The 18,743-nt window shown below is 60.8% G+C and carries 15 protein-coding genes; 10 read left to right on the top strand and 5 right to left on the bottom strand.

Annotation, left to right across the window (positions count from 1 at the left end):
* Nucleotides 1–35 precede the first annotated feature (35 nt).
* From ACM6IO_RS29490 to ACM6IO_RS29475, 4 genes are all read right to left on the bottom strand, one after another.
* Nucleotides 36–1,010 carry a serine/threonine protein kinase gene (locus ACM6IO_RS29490; protein WP_008034976.1) on the bottom strand — a complete coding sequence of 325 codons (975 nt, stop codon included), beginning with the start codon at nucleotides 1,008–1,010 and terminating at the stop codon, nucleotides 36–38.
* Nucleotides 1,011–1,192: 182 nt separating this feature from the next.
* On the bottom strand, nucleotides 1,193–3,094 hold the full coding sequence (locus tag ACM6IO_RS29485) for a PhoX family protein (RefSeq protein ID WP_192227613.1): 1,902 nt from the start codon (nucleotides 3,092–3,094) through the stop codon (nucleotides 1,193–1,195).
* A gap of 58 nt (nucleotides 3,095–3,152) precedes the next feature.
* Nucleotides 3,153–3,917, bottom strand: a complete 765-nt coding sequence (locus ACM6IO_RS29480; protein WP_414912695.1) for a TOBE domain-containing protein — start codon at nucleotides 3,915–3,917, stop codon at nucleotides 3,153–3,155.
* A 171-nt stretch (nucleotides 3,918–4,088) separates the two neighbouring features.
* A complete protein-coding gene (locus ACM6IO_RS29475; protein WP_414912694.1) occupies nucleotides 4,089–4,829 on the bottom strand; it encodes a ComF family protein in 741 nt (246 codons plus the stop codon).
* Between the two features lie 92 nt (nucleotides 4,830–4,921).
* On the opposite strand from ACM6IO_RS29475, the gene bioB reads away from it, so the two are divergent.
* The 10 genes from bioB to ACM6IO_RS29425 all read left to right on the top strand — a co-directional run bounded on the left by bioB (nucleotide 4,922) and on the right by ACM6IO_RS29425 (nucleotide 17,502).
* On the top strand, nucleotides 4,922–5,977 hold the full coding sequence (gene bioB / locus ACM6IO_RS29470) for a biotin synthase BioB (RefSeq protein WP_008024223.1): 1,056 nt from the start codon (nucleotides 4,922–4,924) through the stop codon (nucleotides 5,975–5,977).
* Nucleotides 5,978–6,114: 137 nt separating this feature from the next.
* The gene (gene bioF / locus ACM6IO_RS29465; protein WP_414912693.1) at nucleotides 6,115–7,293 is read left to right on the top strand and encodes an 8-amino-7-oxononanoate synthase; all 1,179 of its coding nucleotides are present in this window, start codon (nucleotides 6,115–6,117) and stop codon (nucleotides 7,291–7,293) included.
* A complete protein-coding gene (locus tag ACM6IO_RS29460; protein WP_008035901.1) occupies nucleotides 7,286–8,017 on the top strand; it encodes an alpha/beta fold hydrolase in 732 nt (243 codons plus the stop codon). The genes bioF and ACM6IO_RS29460 overlap by 8 nt, the downstream gene beginning before the upstream one ends.
* A complete protein-coding gene (gene bioC / locus ACM6IO_RS29455; RefSeq protein ID WP_414912692.1) occupies nucleotides 8,010–8,822 on the top strand; it encodes a malonyl-ACP O-methyltransferase BioC in 813 nt (270 codons plus the stop codon). Before ACM6IO_RS29460 ends, bioC begins: the two co-directional genes overlap by 8 nt.
* The gene (gene bioD / locus ACM6IO_RS29450; protein WP_414912691.1) at nucleotides 8,819–9,499 is read left to right on the top strand and encodes a dethiobiotin synthase; all 681 of its coding nucleotides are present in this window, start codon (nucleotides 8,819–8,821) and stop codon (nucleotides 9,497–9,499) included. The genes bioC and bioD overlap by 4 nt, the downstream gene beginning before the upstream one ends.
* Before the next feature lie 120 nt (nucleotides 9,500–9,619).
* The gene (locus ACM6IO_RS29445) at nucleotides 9,620–9,916 is read left to right on the top strand and encodes a hypothetical protein (protein ID WP_008024213.1); all 297 of its coding nucleotides are present in this window, start codon (nucleotides 9,620–9,622) and stop codon (nucleotides 9,914–9,916) included.
* A gap of 278 nt (nucleotides 9,917–10,194) precedes the next feature.
* Nucleotides 10,195–12,000, top strand: a complete 1,806-nt coding sequence (locus ACM6IO_RS29440; RefSeq protein WP_008024212.1) for a phenylacyl-CoA dehydrogenase — start codon at nucleotides 10,195–10,197, stop codon at nucleotides 11,998–12,000.
* Nucleotides 12,001–12,274: 274 nt separating this feature from the next.
* Nucleotides 12,275–13,561 (top strand): GGDEF domain-containing protein, encoded by a 1,287-nt coding sequence (locus ACM6IO_RS29435; RefSeq protein WP_008035909.1) that lies wholly within the window; start codon nucleotides 12,275–12,277, stop codon nucleotides 13,559–13,561.
* Nucleotides 13,562–13,651: 90 nt separating this feature from the next.
* Nucleotides 13,652–15,448 carry an acyl-CoA dehydrogenase C-terminal domain-containing protein gene (locus ACM6IO_RS29430; RefSeq protein WP_414912690.1) on the top strand — a complete coding sequence of 599 codons (1,797 nt, stop codon included), beginning with the start codon at nucleotides 13,652–13,654 and terminating at the stop codon, nucleotides 15,446–15,448.
* Nucleotides 15,449–15,723: 275 nt separating this feature from the next.
* Nucleotides 15,724–17,502, top strand: a complete 1,779-nt coding sequence (locus tag ACM6IO_RS29425) for an acyl-CoA dehydrogenase C-terminal domain-containing protein (RefSeq protein ID WP_008024204.1) — start codon at nucleotides 15,724–15,726, stop codon at nucleotides 17,500–17,502.
* A 227-nt stretch (nucleotides 17,503–17,729) separates the two neighbouring features.
* Here the strand turns inward: ACM6IO_RS29425 and ACM6IO_RS29420 are convergent, their stop codons facing one another.
* The gene (locus ACM6IO_RS29420; protein WP_008024202.1) at nucleotides 17,730–18,650 is read right to left on the bottom strand and encodes a LysR family transcriptional regulator; all 921 of its coding nucleotides are present in this window, start codon (nucleotides 18,648–18,650) and stop codon (nucleotides 17,730–17,732) included.
* Nucleotides 18,651–18,743 lie beyond the last annotated feature (93 nt).

Genomic DNA, 18,743 nt, shown 5'->3' with positions numbered 1-18,743 from the left:
CGTTCTTCGCGGGCAAGCCTCGCTCCTACAAAGGGTTAGAACAGTTTCAGGGGTTCTTCGTTGAGGGCGGCGAGTTGCTCGCGCAACGCCAACACCTGATCACCCCAATACCGCTCCGTCCCGAACCACGGAAAACTGTGCGGGAACGCCGGGTCATCCCAGCGGCGTGCCAGCCACGCGCTGTAATGCATCAGGCGCAGCGCGCGCAGCGGTTCGATCAGCGCCAACTCCCGCGGGTCGAAATCGTGAAACTCGTTGTAGCCGTCCATCAATTCCGACAACTGCCCCAGGCATTCCTGACGGTCACCGGCGAGCATCATCCAGATGTCCTGCACCGCCGGGCCCATGCGGCAGTCGTCCAGGTCGACGATATGGAACATCTCGTCGCGGCACATCATGTTGCCGGGGTGGCAATCGCCGTGCATGCGGATGTTCTGGTGCGGCGTGGCGTTGTAGACCTCTTCCACACGCTTGAGCAGATCACGGGCGACAGATTCGTAGGCCGGCAGCAGGCTTTTGGGGATGAAGTTGCCTTCGAGCAAGGTTGTCAGCGAGGCATGACCGAAGTTCTTCACGCCCAGGGCTTCACGGTGTTCGAACGGTTTGGTCGAGCCGACGGCGTGCAGGCGACCGAGCAGTTGGCCCAGCCGATACAGCTGATCGAGATTGCCCGGCTCCGGTGCGCGGCCGCCACGGCGGGGGAACAGGGTGAAACGGAAACCGTTGTGTTCGTGCAGGCTGGCACCGTTGTGAATCATTGGCGCCACCACCGGCACGTCGCACTCGGCGAGTTCGAAGGTGAACTGGTGTTCTTCGAGAATCGCTTCGTTGGTCCAGCGCTGCGGGCGGTAGAACTTGGCGATCAGCGGTTCGGAGTCTTCGATGCCGACCTGATAGACACGGTTCTCGTAGCTGTTGAGCGCCAGAACGCGCGCGTCGCTGAGAAAGCCGATGCTTTCGACGGCATCGAGCACGAGGTCTGGGGTGAGGGTTGCAAACGGGTGGGCCATGCTGACTCCTGCGCGCAGCAGGCTGCCGCGTCCGGCCAAGCATGGTAGCGCAGACGGGCCGTCTTTAGTGGTTGGGGTTGAGATGAGTGTTGTTTGGGCTGACGCCTTCGCGGGCAAGCCTCGCTCCTACATTTGGAATGCATTTCCCTGTAGGAGCGAGGCTTGCCCGCGAAGAGGCCCGATCAGGCGCCGACGATCCCGCCGTCTTCGCGGGAAATCGCCATCACCGAAGACCGCGGCTTGCCGTTCGGCAAATGCTCAGGGAACGTCGAGCCACCGTTTTCCCCCGGATGCTGAATCCCGACAAACAGCGTCTTCTGGTCCGGAGAGAAGCTGATCCCCGTCACCTCGCAACCCACCGGCCCGACCATGAAGCGGCGGATCTCACCGGTCACCGGGTCGGCACAGAGCATCTGGTTGTTGCCCATGCCGGCAAAATCACCGGCGTTGCTCGAATCGCCATCGGTCAGGATCCACAACCGTCCGGCCTTGTCGAAACCCAGGCCGTCCGGGCTGTTGAACATGTTCTGCGGCGTGATGTTCGACGAACCACCCTTCGGCGTGCCGGCATGGACACCCGGATTGCCGGCGACCACAAACAGATCCCAGGCAAAGCTTTTCGAGCCGTGATCATCACGGTCGGTGCGCCAGCGCAGAATCTGCCCGTAGACGTTCTTCTCGCGCGGGTTCGGCCCGCCCACCGGCTGACCGTCTTCACCGCGCTTGGCGTTGTTGGTCAGCGTGCAATAGACCTGGCCGTCCTTGGGGCTGACGACGATCCATTCCGGACGGTCCATGCGCGTGGCTTTCACCACCGTGGCGGCGAGGCGTGCATGAATCAGCACTTCGGCCTGATCGGCAAAACCGCTGCTGGCGTCGATGCCGTTTTTGCCGTGGGTCAGCTCGATCCACTCGCCCTGGCCTTTCGGGTGATCGGCATTGCCGTCGCCCGCGTCGAAACGCGCTACGTACAAGGTGCCGTGGTCCAGCAGGTCGCGGTTGGCTTTCGGGTTCTTGTGGTTGATCTTGTCGCGGCTGACGAACTTGTAGATGAACTCGCCGCGTTCGTCGTCGCCCATGTACACCACGGCGTGGCCGTCATGGGTTTCGGCCAGGGCCGCGTTTTCATGTTTGAAGCGGCCCAGCGCGGTGCGCTTGACCGGTGTCGATGTCGGATCGAACGGGTCGATTTCCACCACCCAGCCATGACGGTTAAGTTCGTTGGGGTTCTTCGCCAGGTCGAAGCGCTCGTCGTGTTGATGCCAGTTGATCTCTTTACTGGTCGCCACTGCACCGTAGCGTTTTTGCGCGGCGTCGAATTTCTGCTCGGCATTGCTGCTGCCGAAGCAGTCGGTGAAGTTCTCTTCACAGGTCAGGTAGGTGCCCCACGGCGTCTTGCCGTTGGCGCAGTTCTGGAAGGTGCCAAGCACGTTCTTGCCGTGCGGGTCGGCGCTGGTTTTCACCAGCGCGTGGCCGGCGGCCGGGCCGCTGAGGCTGATCGGTGCGTTGCCGTGAATGCGGCGGTTGTAGCGCGAGCCCTGAACGAATTGCCATTGGCCGTTCTTGCGCTGCACCTCGATCACCGACACGCCTTCGCAAGCCAGCGCCTTGCGCACTTCTTCGGCCGATTGCGGCATGCCGCCGTGCGGGTAGAGGTAGCGGTAGTTGGTGTATTCGTTGTTGATCGCCATCAGCGCCCGGTCTTTCTCACCCGGAAATTCGAACAGGCTCATGCCGTCGTTGTTGTCGCCGAACTGGACTTCCTGTTGCTCGGCGCTGCCGTTGCCGCTTGGATCAAATGCCGGACCGTTCTTTTGCAGCGGCTGGCCCCAGCTGATCAGCACCGAAGACTTGTAGCCCGGTGGCAGGGTGATTGCGTCGCTGGTGGCGGCGGGGATGCTGTCGAAACCCAACAGTTTGCTGGTGCCTGCGCTGACACTGGCCGCGAGCACGCTGCGGCTCAGCAGGTTGCCGCCGAGGAACATCGCGGCACCGCACAGGGCGCCCGCGCTGATGAAACCACGACGGCTGAGGCCGACCATTTGCTCGAGGTCAGTGGATTGGTTGTCTTCTAATAGGCTCACATCAGGCTCCCTGCTGGTTTTTGCAGTCACCTTAAAGCGCGTTAATGACGCTTGTGTTTCAGAGCGGTGTACCGAGCAGCACATTGGAGGGGGAAAATTGCACCCGCAGCGCTTTGCCGGTGGCCAGAGCGTGGGTTCGCAAGTGCAGCGGTTCGGCCAGCGCGCACAGCGTCTGGCCATTGGGCAGGCCGATGCGCACTTCACTCGGGCCGTCTTCGGCGTCGAGGATTTCTTCAAGGGTGCCGGTCAGGCAATTGTGTCCAGGCGTTGCCTCGTCATCGATACCCAACAGGTCGAGCCAGCCGGCCTTGATCAGGGCAACGACTTCGGTGCCGATTTGCAGTTCCAGGCGCAGGGTGCTGTCGTGAGTGATCTGCGCCACGAGGATCAAGCCTTCAGCCAGTTCCAGGCGGATCAGGTCGTTGCGTCCCTGAGCTTCGATTTCCACGACTTTGCCGTGCAATTGATTGCGCGCGCTGGTTCTGAGCATCAGGCGGCCGAGCAGGTTGAGGTCGCTGGCGTCTTCGGCGGCCTCCAACACCTGCGTCTGCAACGTTTGCAGCTTTTGATACAGACGCAAAACGCGCTCGCCTTCGCTGGACAGCTTGGCGCCACCGCCGCCCTTGCCGCCGACGCTGCGCTCCACCAACGGTTTCTGCGCGAGGTTGTTCAGCTCGTCGATGGCATCCCATGCAGCTTTGTAGCTCAGGCCCGCGCTTTTCGCGGCGCGAGTGATCGAGCCCTGTTCGGCGATGTGTTGCAGCAAAGCGATGCGCTGCGGGCGACGGACAATGTGCTGGGACAACAACGTAGGCAAGGACATGGCGAGACGCTTTGGCGGGTGATGATGGTGAGGACGTTGGCGGCTGGAAGCCCGGGAGTCAAGTCGGGCCACGTTCCTTGTGGGAGCGGGCTTGCTCGCGAAAGCGTCCGTTCAGTCGACATCTCTGTTGAATGACAGTCCGTCTTCGCGAGCAAGCCCGCTCCCACAGGGTCAGGCGGTGTCGCCGGGTTTGGGTGTTCGGGCCAGGCAGTAGACGTCGACTCGCGCTGCGCCCGCATCCATTAACAATCGAGCCAATGCCTGGGCCGTGGCGCCGGTGGTCAGTACGTCGTCAACCAGCGCCAGGTGACGGCCCTTGATCAGTGCTCCGGGCATCAGCGCGAAAGCGTTACGCAGGTTCTTCCTGCGCGCATCGGCCTTCAGCTCCTGTTGCGCGCTGGTGTCCTGAATCCGTTTGAGCAGCTGTTCGTCACAGGGGATATCCAGGCTGGCGCTCAACCAGCGGGCCAGCATCGCGGCCTGGTTGAAACCCCGTAGACGCAGACGTTTAGCGGAGAGCGGAACGGGGACCAACGCATCTGGCCGTTCCAACCCTTCATCGAAGCGATGTTGCAGGTATTGAGCAAGAAGTTCGGCGAGCAGGCGACCATACGGCCACTTCGCGCTGTGCTTGAATCGGGTGATCAGACTGTCGACCGGAAAACCGTAGGTCCACGGGGCAATGACTTGCTCGAAAGGCGGCGGTTGCTGCAAGCACTGGCCGCACGTCAGGCCCGCCGCAGGTAATGGCAGGGCGCAGGTCTGGCAGTGATCGCCGAGCCAGGGCAGCTCGGTTTCGCAGGCCATGCAGATCGGCGTGGCTTCTTCGGCTGTCTCGTCGCAGAGCAAACAGGGCTGGTTGTTTTTTAACCAGATGTAAACCGGTCCTTCGTATCGTGGTTGACAGCGCATCGCTCTTCCTTAAATATGCCGAACATCCGTGTCGCGTCTGTGGGTATTCCGTCCCCCGACCGCTTGCCCAGCATAAAACAAAGGAAACGCCCATGAGCGCCAGCACCTCTGCAACCCTGCGTCATGACTGGTCTTTGGCCGAAGTCAAAGCACTCTTCGTTCAGCCATTCAATGACCTGCTGTTTCAGGCGCAGACCGTGCACCGCGCGCATTTCGACGCCAACCGCGTCCAGGTTTCCACGCTGCTCTCGATCAAGACCGGCGCCTGCCCGGAAGATTGCAAATATTGTCCGCAGTCCGGTCACTACAACACCGGCCTGGAAAAAGAAAAACTGATGGAAGTGCAGAAGGTCCTCGAAGAGGCCGCTCGCGCCAAAGCCATCGGTTCGACCCGTTTTTGCATGGGCGCGGCGTGGAAACACCCGTCGGCCAAAGACATGCCCTACGTGCTGAAGATGGTCGAAGGCGTGAAGGCCATGGGCCTGGAAACCTGCATGACCCTCGGTCGTCTCGATCAAGAGCAGACCGAAGCACTGGCCAAGGCCGGCCTCGATTACTACAACCACAACCTCGACACTTCGCCGGATTTCTACACCAGCATCATCACCACCCGCACCTACAGCGAGCGCCTGCAAACCCTGGCCTACGTGCGTGATTCGGGGATGAAGATCTGCTCCGGCGGCATCCTCGGCATGGGCGAGTCTCTCGATGACCGCGCCAACCTGTTGATCCAGCTGGCCAACCTGCCGGAGCATCCGGAATCGGTGCCGATCAACATGCTGGTGAAAGTCGCCGGTACGCCGCTGGAAAACGCCGAAGACATCGATCCGTTCGACTTCATCCGCATGCTCGCCGTGGCGCGCATCCTGATGCCGAAGTCCCACGTGCGCCTGTCCGCCGGCCGTGAAGCGATGAACGAGCAGATGCAGGCCCTGGCGTTCTTTGCCGGCGCGAACTCGATTTTCTACGGCGACAAACTGCTGACCACCGCCAACCCGCAGGCCGACAAGGACATGCAACTGTTCTCGCGCCTCGGCATCCTGCCGGAAGCGCGCGAGGAGCACGCCGACGAGGTGCATCAGGCCGCCATCGAACAGGCGCTGGTGGAGCAGAAGAGCAGCGAGCAGTTCTACAACGCCGCCGTCTAACCAACGCGAAACCCTGTAGGAGCGAGGCTTGCCCGCGAAAGAGTCACTGCGGTCGTTCAGTCAGGCCGCGGCGTTCCCTTCGCGGGCAAGCCTCGCTCCTACAGGTTATGTATGTTTTCCTTACTTGCGAGGCCTGCATGTCTTTCGATCTCGCCGCACGCCTTGCTGCCCGTCGTGCCGAAAATCTCTATCGCCAACGCCCCTTGCTCGAAAGCCCTCAGGGCCCGGAAGTGGTGGTCGATGGCCAGCCGTTGCTGGCGTTCTGTAACAACGATTACCTGGGCCTGGCCAATCATCCGCAAGTGATCGAGGCCTGGCGCGCCGGGGCTTCTCGATGGGGCGTCGGCGGCGGCGCTTCGCATTTGGTCATCGGCCACAGCACGCCACATCACGAGCTGGAAGAAGCGCTGGCTGACTTGACCGGCCGCCCGCGCGCGTTGCTGTTCACCACCGGCTACATGGCCAACCTCGGTGCGGTCACCGCGTTGGTCGGGCAGGGCGATACAGTGCTCGAAGACCGCCTCAATCACGCCTCGTTGCTCGATGCCGGTTTGTTGTCCGGCGCGCGCTTCAATCGTTATCTGCACAACGATGCAGCGAGCCTGGCCAATCGTCTCGAGAAAGCCACCGGCAATACGCTGGTGGTCACCGACGGTGTGTTCAGCATGGACGGCGATATCGCCGACCTGCCAGCGCTGGCCCGAGAAGCCAAGGCCAAAGGTGCGTGGCTGATGGTGGATGACGCGCACGGTTTTGGTCCGCTGGGTGCCAATGGCGGCGGGATCGTCGAGCATTTCGGCCTGAGCCAGGAAGACGTGCCCGTGCTGGTCGGCACCCTCGGCAAGGCGTTCGGGACGGCGGGCGCGTTCGTCGCCGGCAGCGAAGAGCTGATCGAGAGCCTGATCCAGTTCGCCCGTCCCTACATTTACACCACCAGCCAACCGCCGGCCCTGGCCTGTGCGACGCTGAAAAGCCTGGAATTGCTGCGCAGCGAACACTGGCGGCGTGACCATCTGAAAACGCTGATCCGTCAGTTCCGCCGCGGCGCCGAGCAGATCGGCCTGGAGTTGATGGACAGCTTCACGCCCATTCAACCGATCATGATCGGCGACGCCGGGCGTGCGGTGCGACTGTCGCAGATGCTGCGCGAACGCGGCTTGATGGTCACGGCGATTCGTCCGCCGACCGTGCCCGCCGGCAGCGCCCGGCTGCGGGTAACCCTGACCGCCGCGCACAGCGAGGCGCAGGTGCAGCTATTGTTAAATGGACTGGCCGATTGTTTTCAACAACTGGGACCGGAGCCAAGCCATGCGTAATCGCCTGATTCTGCTACCCGGCTGGGGCCTCGGGATTTCTCCGCTGGAACCCTTGGCGGCTGCGTTGCAGGGGCTGGACGAACACCTGCGCGTCGAGATCGAACCGTTGCCGGATCTGGAGTCCAGCGATCTTGAAGAATGGCTCGACGAACTCGACTCGGCCGTGCCTCAGGATGCGTGGCTTGGCGGCTGGTCGCTCGGCGGCATGCTTGCCTCCGAGTTGGCGGCGCGACGCGGTGATCGTTGCTGCGGCTTGCTGACCCTGGCGAGCAATCCTTCTTTTGTTGCCCATGAACAGTGGCCGAGCGCGATGCCCGGCGAGACGTTTGATGCGTTTCTGGCAGGCTGCAATGCCGATCCGCGCATGACCTTGAAACGCTTTTCGCTGCTGTGCGCACAAGGCGCCGAAGACCCGCGCGGGCTGTCGCGGCTGCTGCTCGGTGGTGCGCCAAACGCCTCTGCTGCGGTGTTGATGAGCGGCCTGGAGTTGCTGGCACAACTGGATACCCGCCAGGCGTTGCAGGCCTTTCGCGGTCCGCAGTTGCACCTGTTCGCCGGCCTTGACGGACTGGTTCCGGCCGAAGCGGCGGGGGACTTGCTGGCGTTGCTGCCGGATGTCGAAATCGGTCTGATTGAACAGGCCAGCCACGCGTTTCTTCTGGAAGACCCTCACGGTGTGGCGGGGGCGATCCAGGCCTTTTTGCATGAGTCCGGTGATGACTGATTTATCCCTTCCCAGCCTGCCCGGCGGCCTGCCGGACAAACGCCAGGTGGCGGCGTCCTTTTCCCGCGCGGCGGCCAGCTACGACAGCGTGGCCGAATTGCAGCGTGACGTCGGCAGCCAGTTGTTGAGCCGTTTGCCGGACGATTTCGTGCCCGGTCGCTGGCTGGACCTGGGCTGTGGCACCGGGCATTTCAGTCGTGTGCTGGGTGAGCGTTTTCCTGGCGGTCACGGCGTGGCACTGGACATCGCCGAAGGCATGCTCAATCACGCGCGCCCATTGGGCGGGGCCACGCACTTCATCGCCGGGGATGCCGAGCGGTTGCCATTGCAGGATTCGACCTGTGATCTGATCTTCTCCAGCCTGGCGGTGCAGTGGTGCGCGGACTTCGCGTCGGTGCTCAGTGAAGCCCATCGTGTGCTGAAACCCGGCGGAATGTTTGCGTTTGCTAGTCTGTGCGTGGGCACACTGTTTGAGCTGCGAGACAGTTGGCGTCAGGTGGATGGCATGGTGCACGTCAACCGCTTCCGCGAGTTCGGGGTTTATCAACACCTGTGTGCGGCCAGCGGTTTGAAGGTCGCGAGTCTGCAAACCCGTCCTCACGTGCTGCATTATCCGGATGTGCGCAGCCTGACTCATGAACTCAAGGCGCTGGGCGCGCACAATCTGAACCCCGGTCGGCCGGGTGGTTTGACCGGCAGGGCACGGATCCTCGGCCTGGTCGAGGCGTATGAGCAGTTTCGTCAGGCCCAAGGCCTGCCGGCGACTTATCAAGTGGTGTACGCCGTTTTGGAGAAACCCTTATGAGCGCAGCGTATTTCATCACCGGGACTGACACCGATGTCGGCAAGACCACCGTGGCTGCGGGTTTGCTGTATGCCGCGCGGTTGGCCGGCCTGAGTACGGCGGCGGGAAAACCGGTAGCCTCCGGTTGCGACGTGACGCCCAAGGGTTTGCGCAACGCCGATGCGTTGGCGCTGCTGGCGGAATGTTCGGTGCCGCTGACGTATGCACAAGTCAACCCGGTGGCCTTCGAACCTGCCATCGCTCCGCATCTGGCGGCGCGCGAGGCCGGCGTCGCGTTGACGGTGCAATCGTTGCTGACGCCAATGCAGCAGATTCTGGAGATGCAGGCAGATTTCACCCTCATTGAAGGCGCTGGCGGCTGGCGCGTGCCGCTGGCGGATCAGGACAACCTGTCGGACCTGGCCATGGCGCTGGATCTGCCGGTGATTCTGGTGGTCGGCGTACGGCTGGGCTGCATCAACCATGCGCTGCTGACGGCCGAGGCGATTGCCCGGGACGGTTTGCAACTGGCGGGTTGGGTGGCCAACATCATCGATGCCAAGACCGCGCGCCATGAAGAAAACCTGGCCACGCTGGCCGAGCGGATCCCCGCGCCGTGCCTGGGGCGCGTACCGAAACTCAAGGTGGTGACGGCAGAGGCGGTGGCGGAACACCTTCAGCTGGATTTGCTGGACTGAGGTTTCAAGCACTGGTTTTACCTATGACAAGGCACTGTGCCATTAGTGTTTTTGTCGGGCCTTTTGCAGGCGGGTCTGGTTCAATGGCCGCTGTTGATCCTTTGTAGGACGAGTTCTCCCATGGAAATCTCAGGAAGTACCGCTTTTTATGCTGGTCTGAGCACTATTCAGACGGGGCAGAACCGTGTCGATCAAGCCTCGGGCCAGATTGCCAACAATTCGGTCGAGCGTTCGGTGACCAGCCAGTCCTCCGATGCTCAGGTCAATCGCCTGCGCTCGGTCGATCGCAGCCAGCAGTCGGACCTCGCCAGCAACATGGTCGAGATGGCTCAGGGCAAGTTTCAGGTCGAGGCCGGTGTCAAAGTTGCCAAAGCTTCCGATGAAATGCTCGGTACGCTGATCGACACATTCGCTTGATCATCTGCTGAAACCGCTCTGCCAACGCCGCGACCCTTCGCGGCGTTTTTGTGTGTAAGTCCTTCTCTCCCAACTAAACTTTTCTGCAGGACGTGTTGCTCAGTCAACGGCGTTGCGTTGTCGCGTGTGCAGCTTTGCGCGGGGAGTGAAGCCGAACGGCAAAAGATCGGCGCTTGACAAGATTTGGGCGTAAACGTATGTTTCAAACAACTGTTTGACCGTCACAACAAATCAACGCGGTCGTTCATTCCCGGTTACATCAGCAGAGGTTTATCGCTATGCCTGACTACAAGGCCCCCTTGCGTGATATTCGCTTCGTTCGTGACGAACTGCTCGGCTACGAAGCGCACTATCAGAGCCTTCCGGCTTGCTCGGACGCAACTCCGGACATGGTTGACGCCATTCTCGAAGAAGGCGCCAAGTTTTGTGAGCAGGTACTGGCTCCGCTGAACCGCGTGGGTGACACCGAAGGCTGCACCTGGAGCGAGTCCGGCGTTAAAACCCCGACCGGCTTCAAAGAAGCCTACAAGCAATTCGTTGAAGGCGGCTGGCCAAGCCTGGCCCACGACGTAGAGCACGGCGGCCAGGGCCTGCCGGAGTCTCTGGGTCTGGCAGTCAGCGAAATGGTTGGCGAGGCCAACTGGTCGTGGGGCATGTACCCGGGCCTGTCGCACGGCGCGATGAACACCATTTCCGAGCACGGCACGCCTGAGCAGCAACACGCCTACCTGACCAAACTGGTTTCCGGCGAGTGGACCGGCACCATGTGTCTGACCGAACCGCACTGCGGCACCGACCTGGGCATGCTGCGTACCAAGGCCGAACCTCAGGCCGACGGTTCCTACAAAGTCTCCGGCACCAAGATCTTCATCTCGGCCGGTGAACACGACATGGCCGACAACATCGTCCACATCGTGCTGGCTCGCCTGCCGGATGCACCGGCTGGCACCAAAGGCATCTCGCTGTTCATCGTTCCGAAATTCATGCCGAACGAAGACGGTTCGATCGGTGCGCGCAACGCCGTGTCCTGTGGCTCCCTGGAACATAAAATGGGCATCCACGGCAACGCCACCTGCGTGATGAACTTCGACGCGGCCACCGGTTTCCTGATCGGCCCGGCGAACAAAGGCCTGAACTGCATGTTCACCTTCATGAACACCGCACGTCTGGGCACTGCGCTGCAAGGCCTGGCCCACGCCGAAATCGGTTTCCAGGGCGGCCTGAAATACGCTCGCGATCGTCTGCAAATGCGCTCCCTGACTGGCCCGAAAGCGCCGGAAAAAGCCGCCGACCCGATCATCGTGCACCCTGACGTTCGTCGCATGCTGTTGACCATGAAAGCGTTCGCCGAAGGCAACCGCGCAATGGTTTACTTCACCGCCAAGCAAGTCGACATCGTCAAGTACGGCGTGGACGAAGAAGAGAAGAAGAAAGCCGACGCACTGCTGGCGTTCATGACGCCAATCGCCAAAGCCTTCATGACCGAAGTCGGTTTCGAATCCGCCAACCACGGCGTGCAAATCTACGGCGGCCACGGCTTCATCGCCGAGTGGGGCATGGAGCAGAACGTTCGCGACAGCCGCATTTCGATGCTGTACGAAGGCACCACCGGCATCCAGGCACTCGACCTGCTGGGCCGCAAAGTGTTGATGACTCAAGGCGAGGCCCTGAAAGGCTTCACCAAGATCGTCCACAAGTTCTGCCAGACCAACGAAGGCAACGAAGCCGTTCAGGAATTCGTCGCACCGCTGGCTGCAATCAACAAAGAATGGGGCGAGCTGACCATGAAGGTCGGTATGGCAGCCATGAAAGACCGCGAAGAAGTCGGCGCGGCTTCCGTGGACTACCTGATGTACTCCGGTTACGCCTGCCTGGCCTACTTCTGGGCTGACATGGCACGTCTGGCGGCCGAGAAACTGGCAGCCGGCACCACCGAAACGGCGTTCTACACCGCCAAGCTGCAGACTGCGCGCTTCTACTTCCAGCGCATCCTGCCGCGTACCCGCACTCACGTTGCAACCATGCTGTCGGGCGCCAACAACCTGATGGACATGAAAGAAGAAGACTTCGCACTGGGCTACTAAGCCTTAACGCAGCCTTCTGAAAAAACCGCTGCTCCTTCGGGAGTGGCGGTTTTTTTTCAACTCGACTTTGGTGAAAAAAACACGGTCGAGGGCAGTTCTCCCGTCTTTTATAACGACCTTTGATGGGGGAACCGTGCATTGCTGGTTGGCCGGATAGTAGTCAGTAATGCGGCGTCAAAAAAACCTTAGCAAATCACTCAGAAAATCAGGGTCACTGCCGTTAAAGTAGTGGGCACAATGCCATCTATAGACATGACGGGTCGGAGCTTTACCCTTGCCGCGTTCTTCCGCTGTACGTTTCAGTCATTTCCTACCCTCACTTCTGCTTTTGCTTGCGGGGCTGGCGGCTGCGTACGTCAAGGACCTGAACGTCTTCTTCACTTCGCTGTTCAACGTGCTGCCTACGTTGGTGCTGTTGCTCGGCGGCGCTTATTGCGCGGTTTACCGACGTCAGCGTGAACTGTTTCTGATGGTCACGGTATACATCGCCTACTACCTGCTCGACACCCAGACCGACTATTACCGCGACAACGGCAGAGTGCGTGAAGACGCCGCCGTGGTCTTTCATCTGTGCTGTCTGTTGCTGCCGCTGATGTTTGGCATATTCGCCGCGTGGCAGGAACGCACCCATCTGTTCCAGGACATGATTGCGCGTTTCGCGGTGTTGCTGGCCGTCGGCAGCGTGGCGTTGGGCCTGGAGCAAAGTTACCCACAGGCGCTGTTGATGTGGCTGTCGGAAATCCGCTGGCCAGCCTTGCATGGCGCGTGGATGAGCCTGATTCAGCTGTCCTACCCCGTGTTTATCGCCTCGTTCCTGCTGCTGAGCTGGCAATACTGGCGCAACCCCAGGCCTTTGCACGCCGCCCAACTGGTGGGTTTGCTCGGGTTGTTCTGGGCGTTGCCGAAGACGTTCATCCTGCCGTTCACCCTGAACATCATGTGCAGCCAGGTGATGTTAATGATTGCCGCGGCGGTTGCCCATGAAGCCTATCAAATGGCCTTCCGCGATGAGCTCACCGGTTTGCCTGGCCGCCGCGCGTTGAACGAACGCATGCAGCGCCTGGGGCGCAATTACGTGCTGGCGATGAGCGACGTCGACCACTTCAAGAAATTCAACGACACCCACGGCCACGATGTCGGCGATCAGGTGCTGCGGCTGGTAGCCAGCAAACTGTCGAAAATCGGCGGCGGCGGTAGGGCGTATCGCTACGGCGGTGAGGAATTTGCGCTGGTGTTCGCGGGCAAGACGCTTGAAGAGTGCATGCCGCACCTGGAAGTCATCCGCGAATCCATCGCCACCTACAACATTCAACTGCGTAACCAGGACAACCGTCCTCAGGATGACCAGCAAGGTCGTCAGCGTCGTGCCGGATCAGGGGCTTCGAGTGTGTCGGTCACCGTCAGCATCGGCGTCGCCGAACGCGTGGAACAGCGCAACCCGGAAAAAGTGCTGAAGTCTGCCGACGAGGCGCTCTACGCCGCCAAAGGCGCCGGGCGTAACTGCGTGGTGGCTTACGGTCAGAACCGTCGTGGTGCGGTGCGCGAGGCGGCTGCGGGTTGAGTGATGATGGCGCATTCAGCGTCTGGACTGTGATTGTGAGGCGTGGTCGGCGGCAGTAGGTTTGATCAATCTGCTGCCGGAGAAATGACCATGCCCGAGTACAAAGCTCCCCTGCGCGACATGCGCTTTCTGATCGACCACGTCTTCGACTTTCACAGCAACTACGCCGCTCTGGGCGCCACGGATGCCAGCCCGGACATGGTCAATGCGATCCTCGAAGAAGGCGCGAAGTTCTGCGAGAACGTGCTCGCACCGCTCAATCGCAGCGGCGACGAAGAGGGCTGCCATTTCGACAACGGCGTGGTGACAACGCCTACAGGCTTCAAGCAAGCCTTCGCACAATACGTCGAAGGTGGCTGGCATGGTCTGGCGGCCGATCCCGCTTATGGCGGCCAGGGCTTGCCGAGTTCCCTGGGGCTGGTCATCAGCGAGATGGTCGGGTCCAGCAACACTTCCTGGGGCATGTACCCGGGCCTGACGCACGGCGCGATGTCGGCGATCCACGCCCATGGCACCGAAGAGCAGAAAAACACCTACCTGAGCAAGCTCACCGCGGGCCAATGGACCGGCACCATGTGCCTGACCGAAGCCCATTGCGGCACAGACCTGGGCATCATCAAGACCCGCGCCGTGCCGGCAGCGGATGGCAGTTACGCGATCTCCGGCAGCAAGATTTTCATCTCTGCCGGCGAACACGACATGAGCGACAACATCATTCACCTGGTGCTGGCGAAACTGCCGGATGCGCCTGCGGGCACCAAGGGCATTTCGCTGTTCATCGTGCCTAAATTCCTACCCGATGCCGAAGGTGAGGCGGGTGCGCGCAACGGCGTTTCCTGCGGCTCGATCGAACACAAAATGGGTATCAAGGCCTCGGCCACCTGCGTGCTGAACTTCGACGAGGCCAAGGGCTTTCTGATCGGTGAACCGAACAAGGGCCTGAACTGCATGTTCACCATGATGAACCATGCGCGTCTCGGCACCGGGATGCAGGGTTTGTGTCTGGGGGAAGCGAGTTTTCAGGGCGCGATCAAGTACGCCAATGATCGTTTGCAGATGCGCTCGCTGACCGGCCCCAAAGCACCGGAAAAAGCCGCCGACCCGATCATCGTTCATCCTGATGTGCGTCGAATGTTGCTGACCATGAAGGCCTTCAACGAAGGTAATCGCGCGCTGACCTACTTCACCGCGCAACTTCTGGATGCCGCGCACCTGAGCCCGGATGAAGCCGCGCGGCAGGACGCTGAAGACCTGTTGGCGTTCCTGACGCCGATCTGCAAGGCCTTCATGACCGACACCGGGCTGGAAGTGACCAACCACGGCATGCAGGTGTTCGGCGGCCACGGCTTCATTCGTGAGTGGGGCATGGAGCAGTTGGTTCGCGATTGCCGGATCGCACCGATCTACGAAGGCACCAACGGCATTCAGGCGCTGGATTTGCTCGGGCGCAAAGTGCTCGGCAGCCAGGGCAAACTGCTACGCGGTTTTACCAAAATCGTTCACAAGTTCTGCGCGGCGAACGCCGATCATCCGCAACTCGCCAGCTACGTGGCGCAACTCAACGGGTTGAACCAGCAGTGGGGCGAACTGACTACCCAGGTGGGCATGGCCGCGATGAAGAATCCGGACGAAGTGGGCGCCGCGTCGGTGGATTACCTGATGTACAGCGGTTACATCATCCTCGGTTACTTGTGGCTGCGCATGGCGCTGGTGGCTCAGGCGCAACTGGATGCGGGCAGCGGCGATGCCGATTTCTGCCGGGGCAAACTGGCGACCAGCGAGTTTTACTTCAAGCGATTGCTGCCACGCACGGCTGCTCATCGCGCGGCCATCGAGGCGGGTAGCGATTGCTTGATGCAGCTGCCAGCGGAGTTGTTCTCGGTGTAACGGTTGCGTTTGAAAAGCTTCGCGGGCAAGTCGGATCGCCGCATCGCTCGCTCCTACAGGTCCTTCGTTGTGCACGCATGGTGTGCACGACATAAAACCTGTAGGAGCGAGGCTTGCCCGCGAAGGCGTTCTGGCAGACACAAAAACGCAATGACCAAAAATTACAAAACGGTCACAGCCTGACCCTATGTGTCGCAAAAGTTGTTGGGTTACACTCGGACCCAACGAAAACACTCTTCCTACGAATCACCTGTAAAGATCCTGCGAGGTTTGCCATGGCTGACTACAAAGCGCCCCTGCGCGATATGCGCTTCGTCCTCAATGAAGTATTCGAGGTCGCCAAGCTCTGGGCCGAGTTGCCTGCACTGGCCGATACCGTCGACGCAGAAACCGTTGAAGCCATTCTTGAAGAGGCCGGCAAGGTCACCAGCAAAAGCATCGCGCCCCTGAGCCGTGCGGCTGACGAAGAAGGTTGCCATTGGGCGGACGGTGCTGTCACCACGCCGGCAGGTTTCCCACAGGCTTATCAGACTTACGCTGAAGGCGGTTGGGTCGGTGTCGGTGGCGATCCGACCTACGGCGGCATGGGGATGCCCAAGGCGGTTTCGGCCCAGGTCGAAGAAATGGTCAACTCCGCGAGCCTGTCGTTCGGTCTGTACCCGATGTTGACCGCCGGTGCTTGCCTGTCGATCAACGCCCACGCCAGCGACGAGCTGAAAGCCGCCTACCTGCCGAACATGTACGCCGGCGTCTGGGCCGGTTCCATGTGCCTGACCGAGCCGCACGCCGGTACAGACCTGGGCATCATCCGCACCAAGGCTGAGCCTCAGGCGGACGGTTCCTACAAAGTCAGCGGCACCAAGATTTTCATCACCGGCGGCGAACACGACCTGACCGAGAACATCATTCACCTGGTACTCGCCAAACTGCCGGATGCACCGGCGGGGCCGAAAGGCATTTCGCTGTTCCTGGTGCCGAAGTTCATGGTCAATGCCGATGGCAGCCTCGGCGCACGTAACCCGGCGACCTGCGGTTCGATCGAACACAAGATGGGCATTCAGGCCTCTGCAACTTGCGTGATGAACTTCGACGAAGCCGTGGGTTACCTGGTCGGCGAGCCGAACAAAGGCCTGGCGGCGATGTTCACCATGATGAACTACGAGCGTCTGGGCGTCGGTATCCAGGGCCTGGCCTCTGGCGAGCGCTCTTACCAGAACGCCGTTGAATACGCCCGCGACCGCCTGCAAAGCCGTTCGCCGACCGGCGCGCAGAACAAGGACAAAGTGGCCGACCCGATCATCGTCCACCCGGACGTGCGTCGTATGCTGCTGACCATGAAAGCCTCGAACGAAGGCGGCCGTGCCTTCTCGACTTACGTGGCCATGCAACTGGACACCGCCAAGTTCAGTGAAGACGCGACCACCCGCAAACGCGCGGAAGACCTGGTGGCGCTGCTGACCCCGGTAGCGAAGGCATTCCTGACTGACCTCGGTCTGGAAACCACCGTTCACGGCCAGCAGGTTTTCGGCGGCCACGGTTACATCCGTGAGTGGGGCCAGGAGCAACTGGTTCGCGATGTGCGCATCACTCAGATCTACGAAGGCACCAACGGCATCCAGGCGCTGGACCTTGTAGGGCGCAAGATCGTTGGCAGCGGCGGGGCGTTCTACAACCTGTTCGCCGACGAGATTCGTCACTTCACCGCGACGGCCAGCGCTGAGCTGGACGAGTTCACCAAGCCGCTGAACGATGCCGTGACCACCCTCGACGAACTGACGGCGTGGTTGCTGGATCGGGCGAAAAACAACCCGAATGAAATCGGTGCGGCTTCGGTCGAATACCTGCAAACTTTCGGTTACGTGGCTTACGCCTACATGTGGGCACTGATGGCCAAGGCCGCCTTCGGCAAAGAAGCGCAGGACGATTTCTACGCGAGCAAATTGGGCACGGCGCGGTTCTATTTCGCACGCCTGCTGCCGCGTATTCACTCGTTGAGTGCGTCGGTGAAGGCCGGTAGCGAGTCGCTGTTCCTGCTGGACGCGGCGCAGTTCTGACAATGTAACGTCATGTAAGCATTCTCTTACATGACGTGCTGCTTTTCTCCCATAGATGCAAATTGGATCCACGGCTAATCTACTTCACATGGACGTCGCGCAGGAAGCGCAAAGCAACAACACGGACACGTAGGATTCTGCCAGGACGGCGGAGTGAAATGGATGTCAGGGAAACAGTCTGCAAAGCCCCGCTTCGGCGGGGTTTTCTTTTGCCCGCAGAAAAGTAGTCAGCTCATCCCGTCCAGGGTTGTCGGGACTTCATTCGGGCCATTCATCACTTCTTCAAGCAAGGTCCGCAACAACGCCAATGACGCTTGTTGCCGTTGCACATCGCGACACACCAACCCGACTTTCAATGGCACCCGTGGCTCGGTCAGCGGCTTCCAGAGCAGTTCGTCATTGCCCAGCATCTTCTGCGAGCGACCTGGCAGGACAGTCGCCAACCGGGTGTGCGGCAGGCTGTCGAGAATCCCCGCCATGTTGTTCAGTTCGGCCTGCACTTGCGGGCGTCGTCCCAGGCTGGCCAGTTGCGTCTGCCAGATCTGCCGCACCTGAAACTCTTCACCCAGCAGCAACATCGGCAACTCGGCGGCCTGACTCATGGAGACTTTCTTGAATTCACGCAGCGGATGATCCGCCGGGATGACCAGTGTCAGTTCATCTTCGTACAGCATCACGCCGTGTAGCCCCGGCTGACGGGGCGGCAGGTAACTGATGCCGATGTCCAGTGAACCGTTGAGCAGCCGTCGTTCGATTTCCAGTCCCGTCAGTTCATAGATCTGCACCACCAGGTGCGGCTGCGCCTTGCGCACGCGTTCGAGCATCTGCGGCACCAGGCTGGTGTGGACGGTTTGCAGCACGCCAATGGCCAGGGTGCGCAGCGCTTGTCCCTTGAAGTTGCCCAATGCTTCACGCGCCCGTTGCAGGCCGTCGAGCAAGGGCAGGGCGTGGTTGTACAGCGTGTGCGCGGCCAGGGTCGGCAGCAAGCGTTTACTGCTGCGCTCGAACAGGCTCACATCGAGGTGTTGTTCGAGCTGGCGAATCTGTTGGGAGAGTGCCGGTTGGGAGATTGAAAGCCGCTCGGCGGCCCGGCCCACATGGCCCTCTTCGTAGACCGCGACGAAATAACGCAGTTGTTTAAAATCCATAAGTTTTACTTATTGAAAATGCTGGGAAATCGAAATGGCTCAAGGTCCTGCCTGAGCCTAGTCTAACCGCATTCACAGGGCTTACAGGGCCAT

Origin of the sequence: Pseudomonas sp. IT-P44 (genome assembly GCF_949768225.1) — a bacterium.
Classification (GTDB): Bacteria; Pseudomonadota; Gammaproteobacteria; order Pseudomonadales; family Pseudomonadaceae; genus Aquipseudomonas; species Aquipseudomonas migulae.
This window is presented reverse-complemented; position numbering and strand designations above follow the sequence as displayed.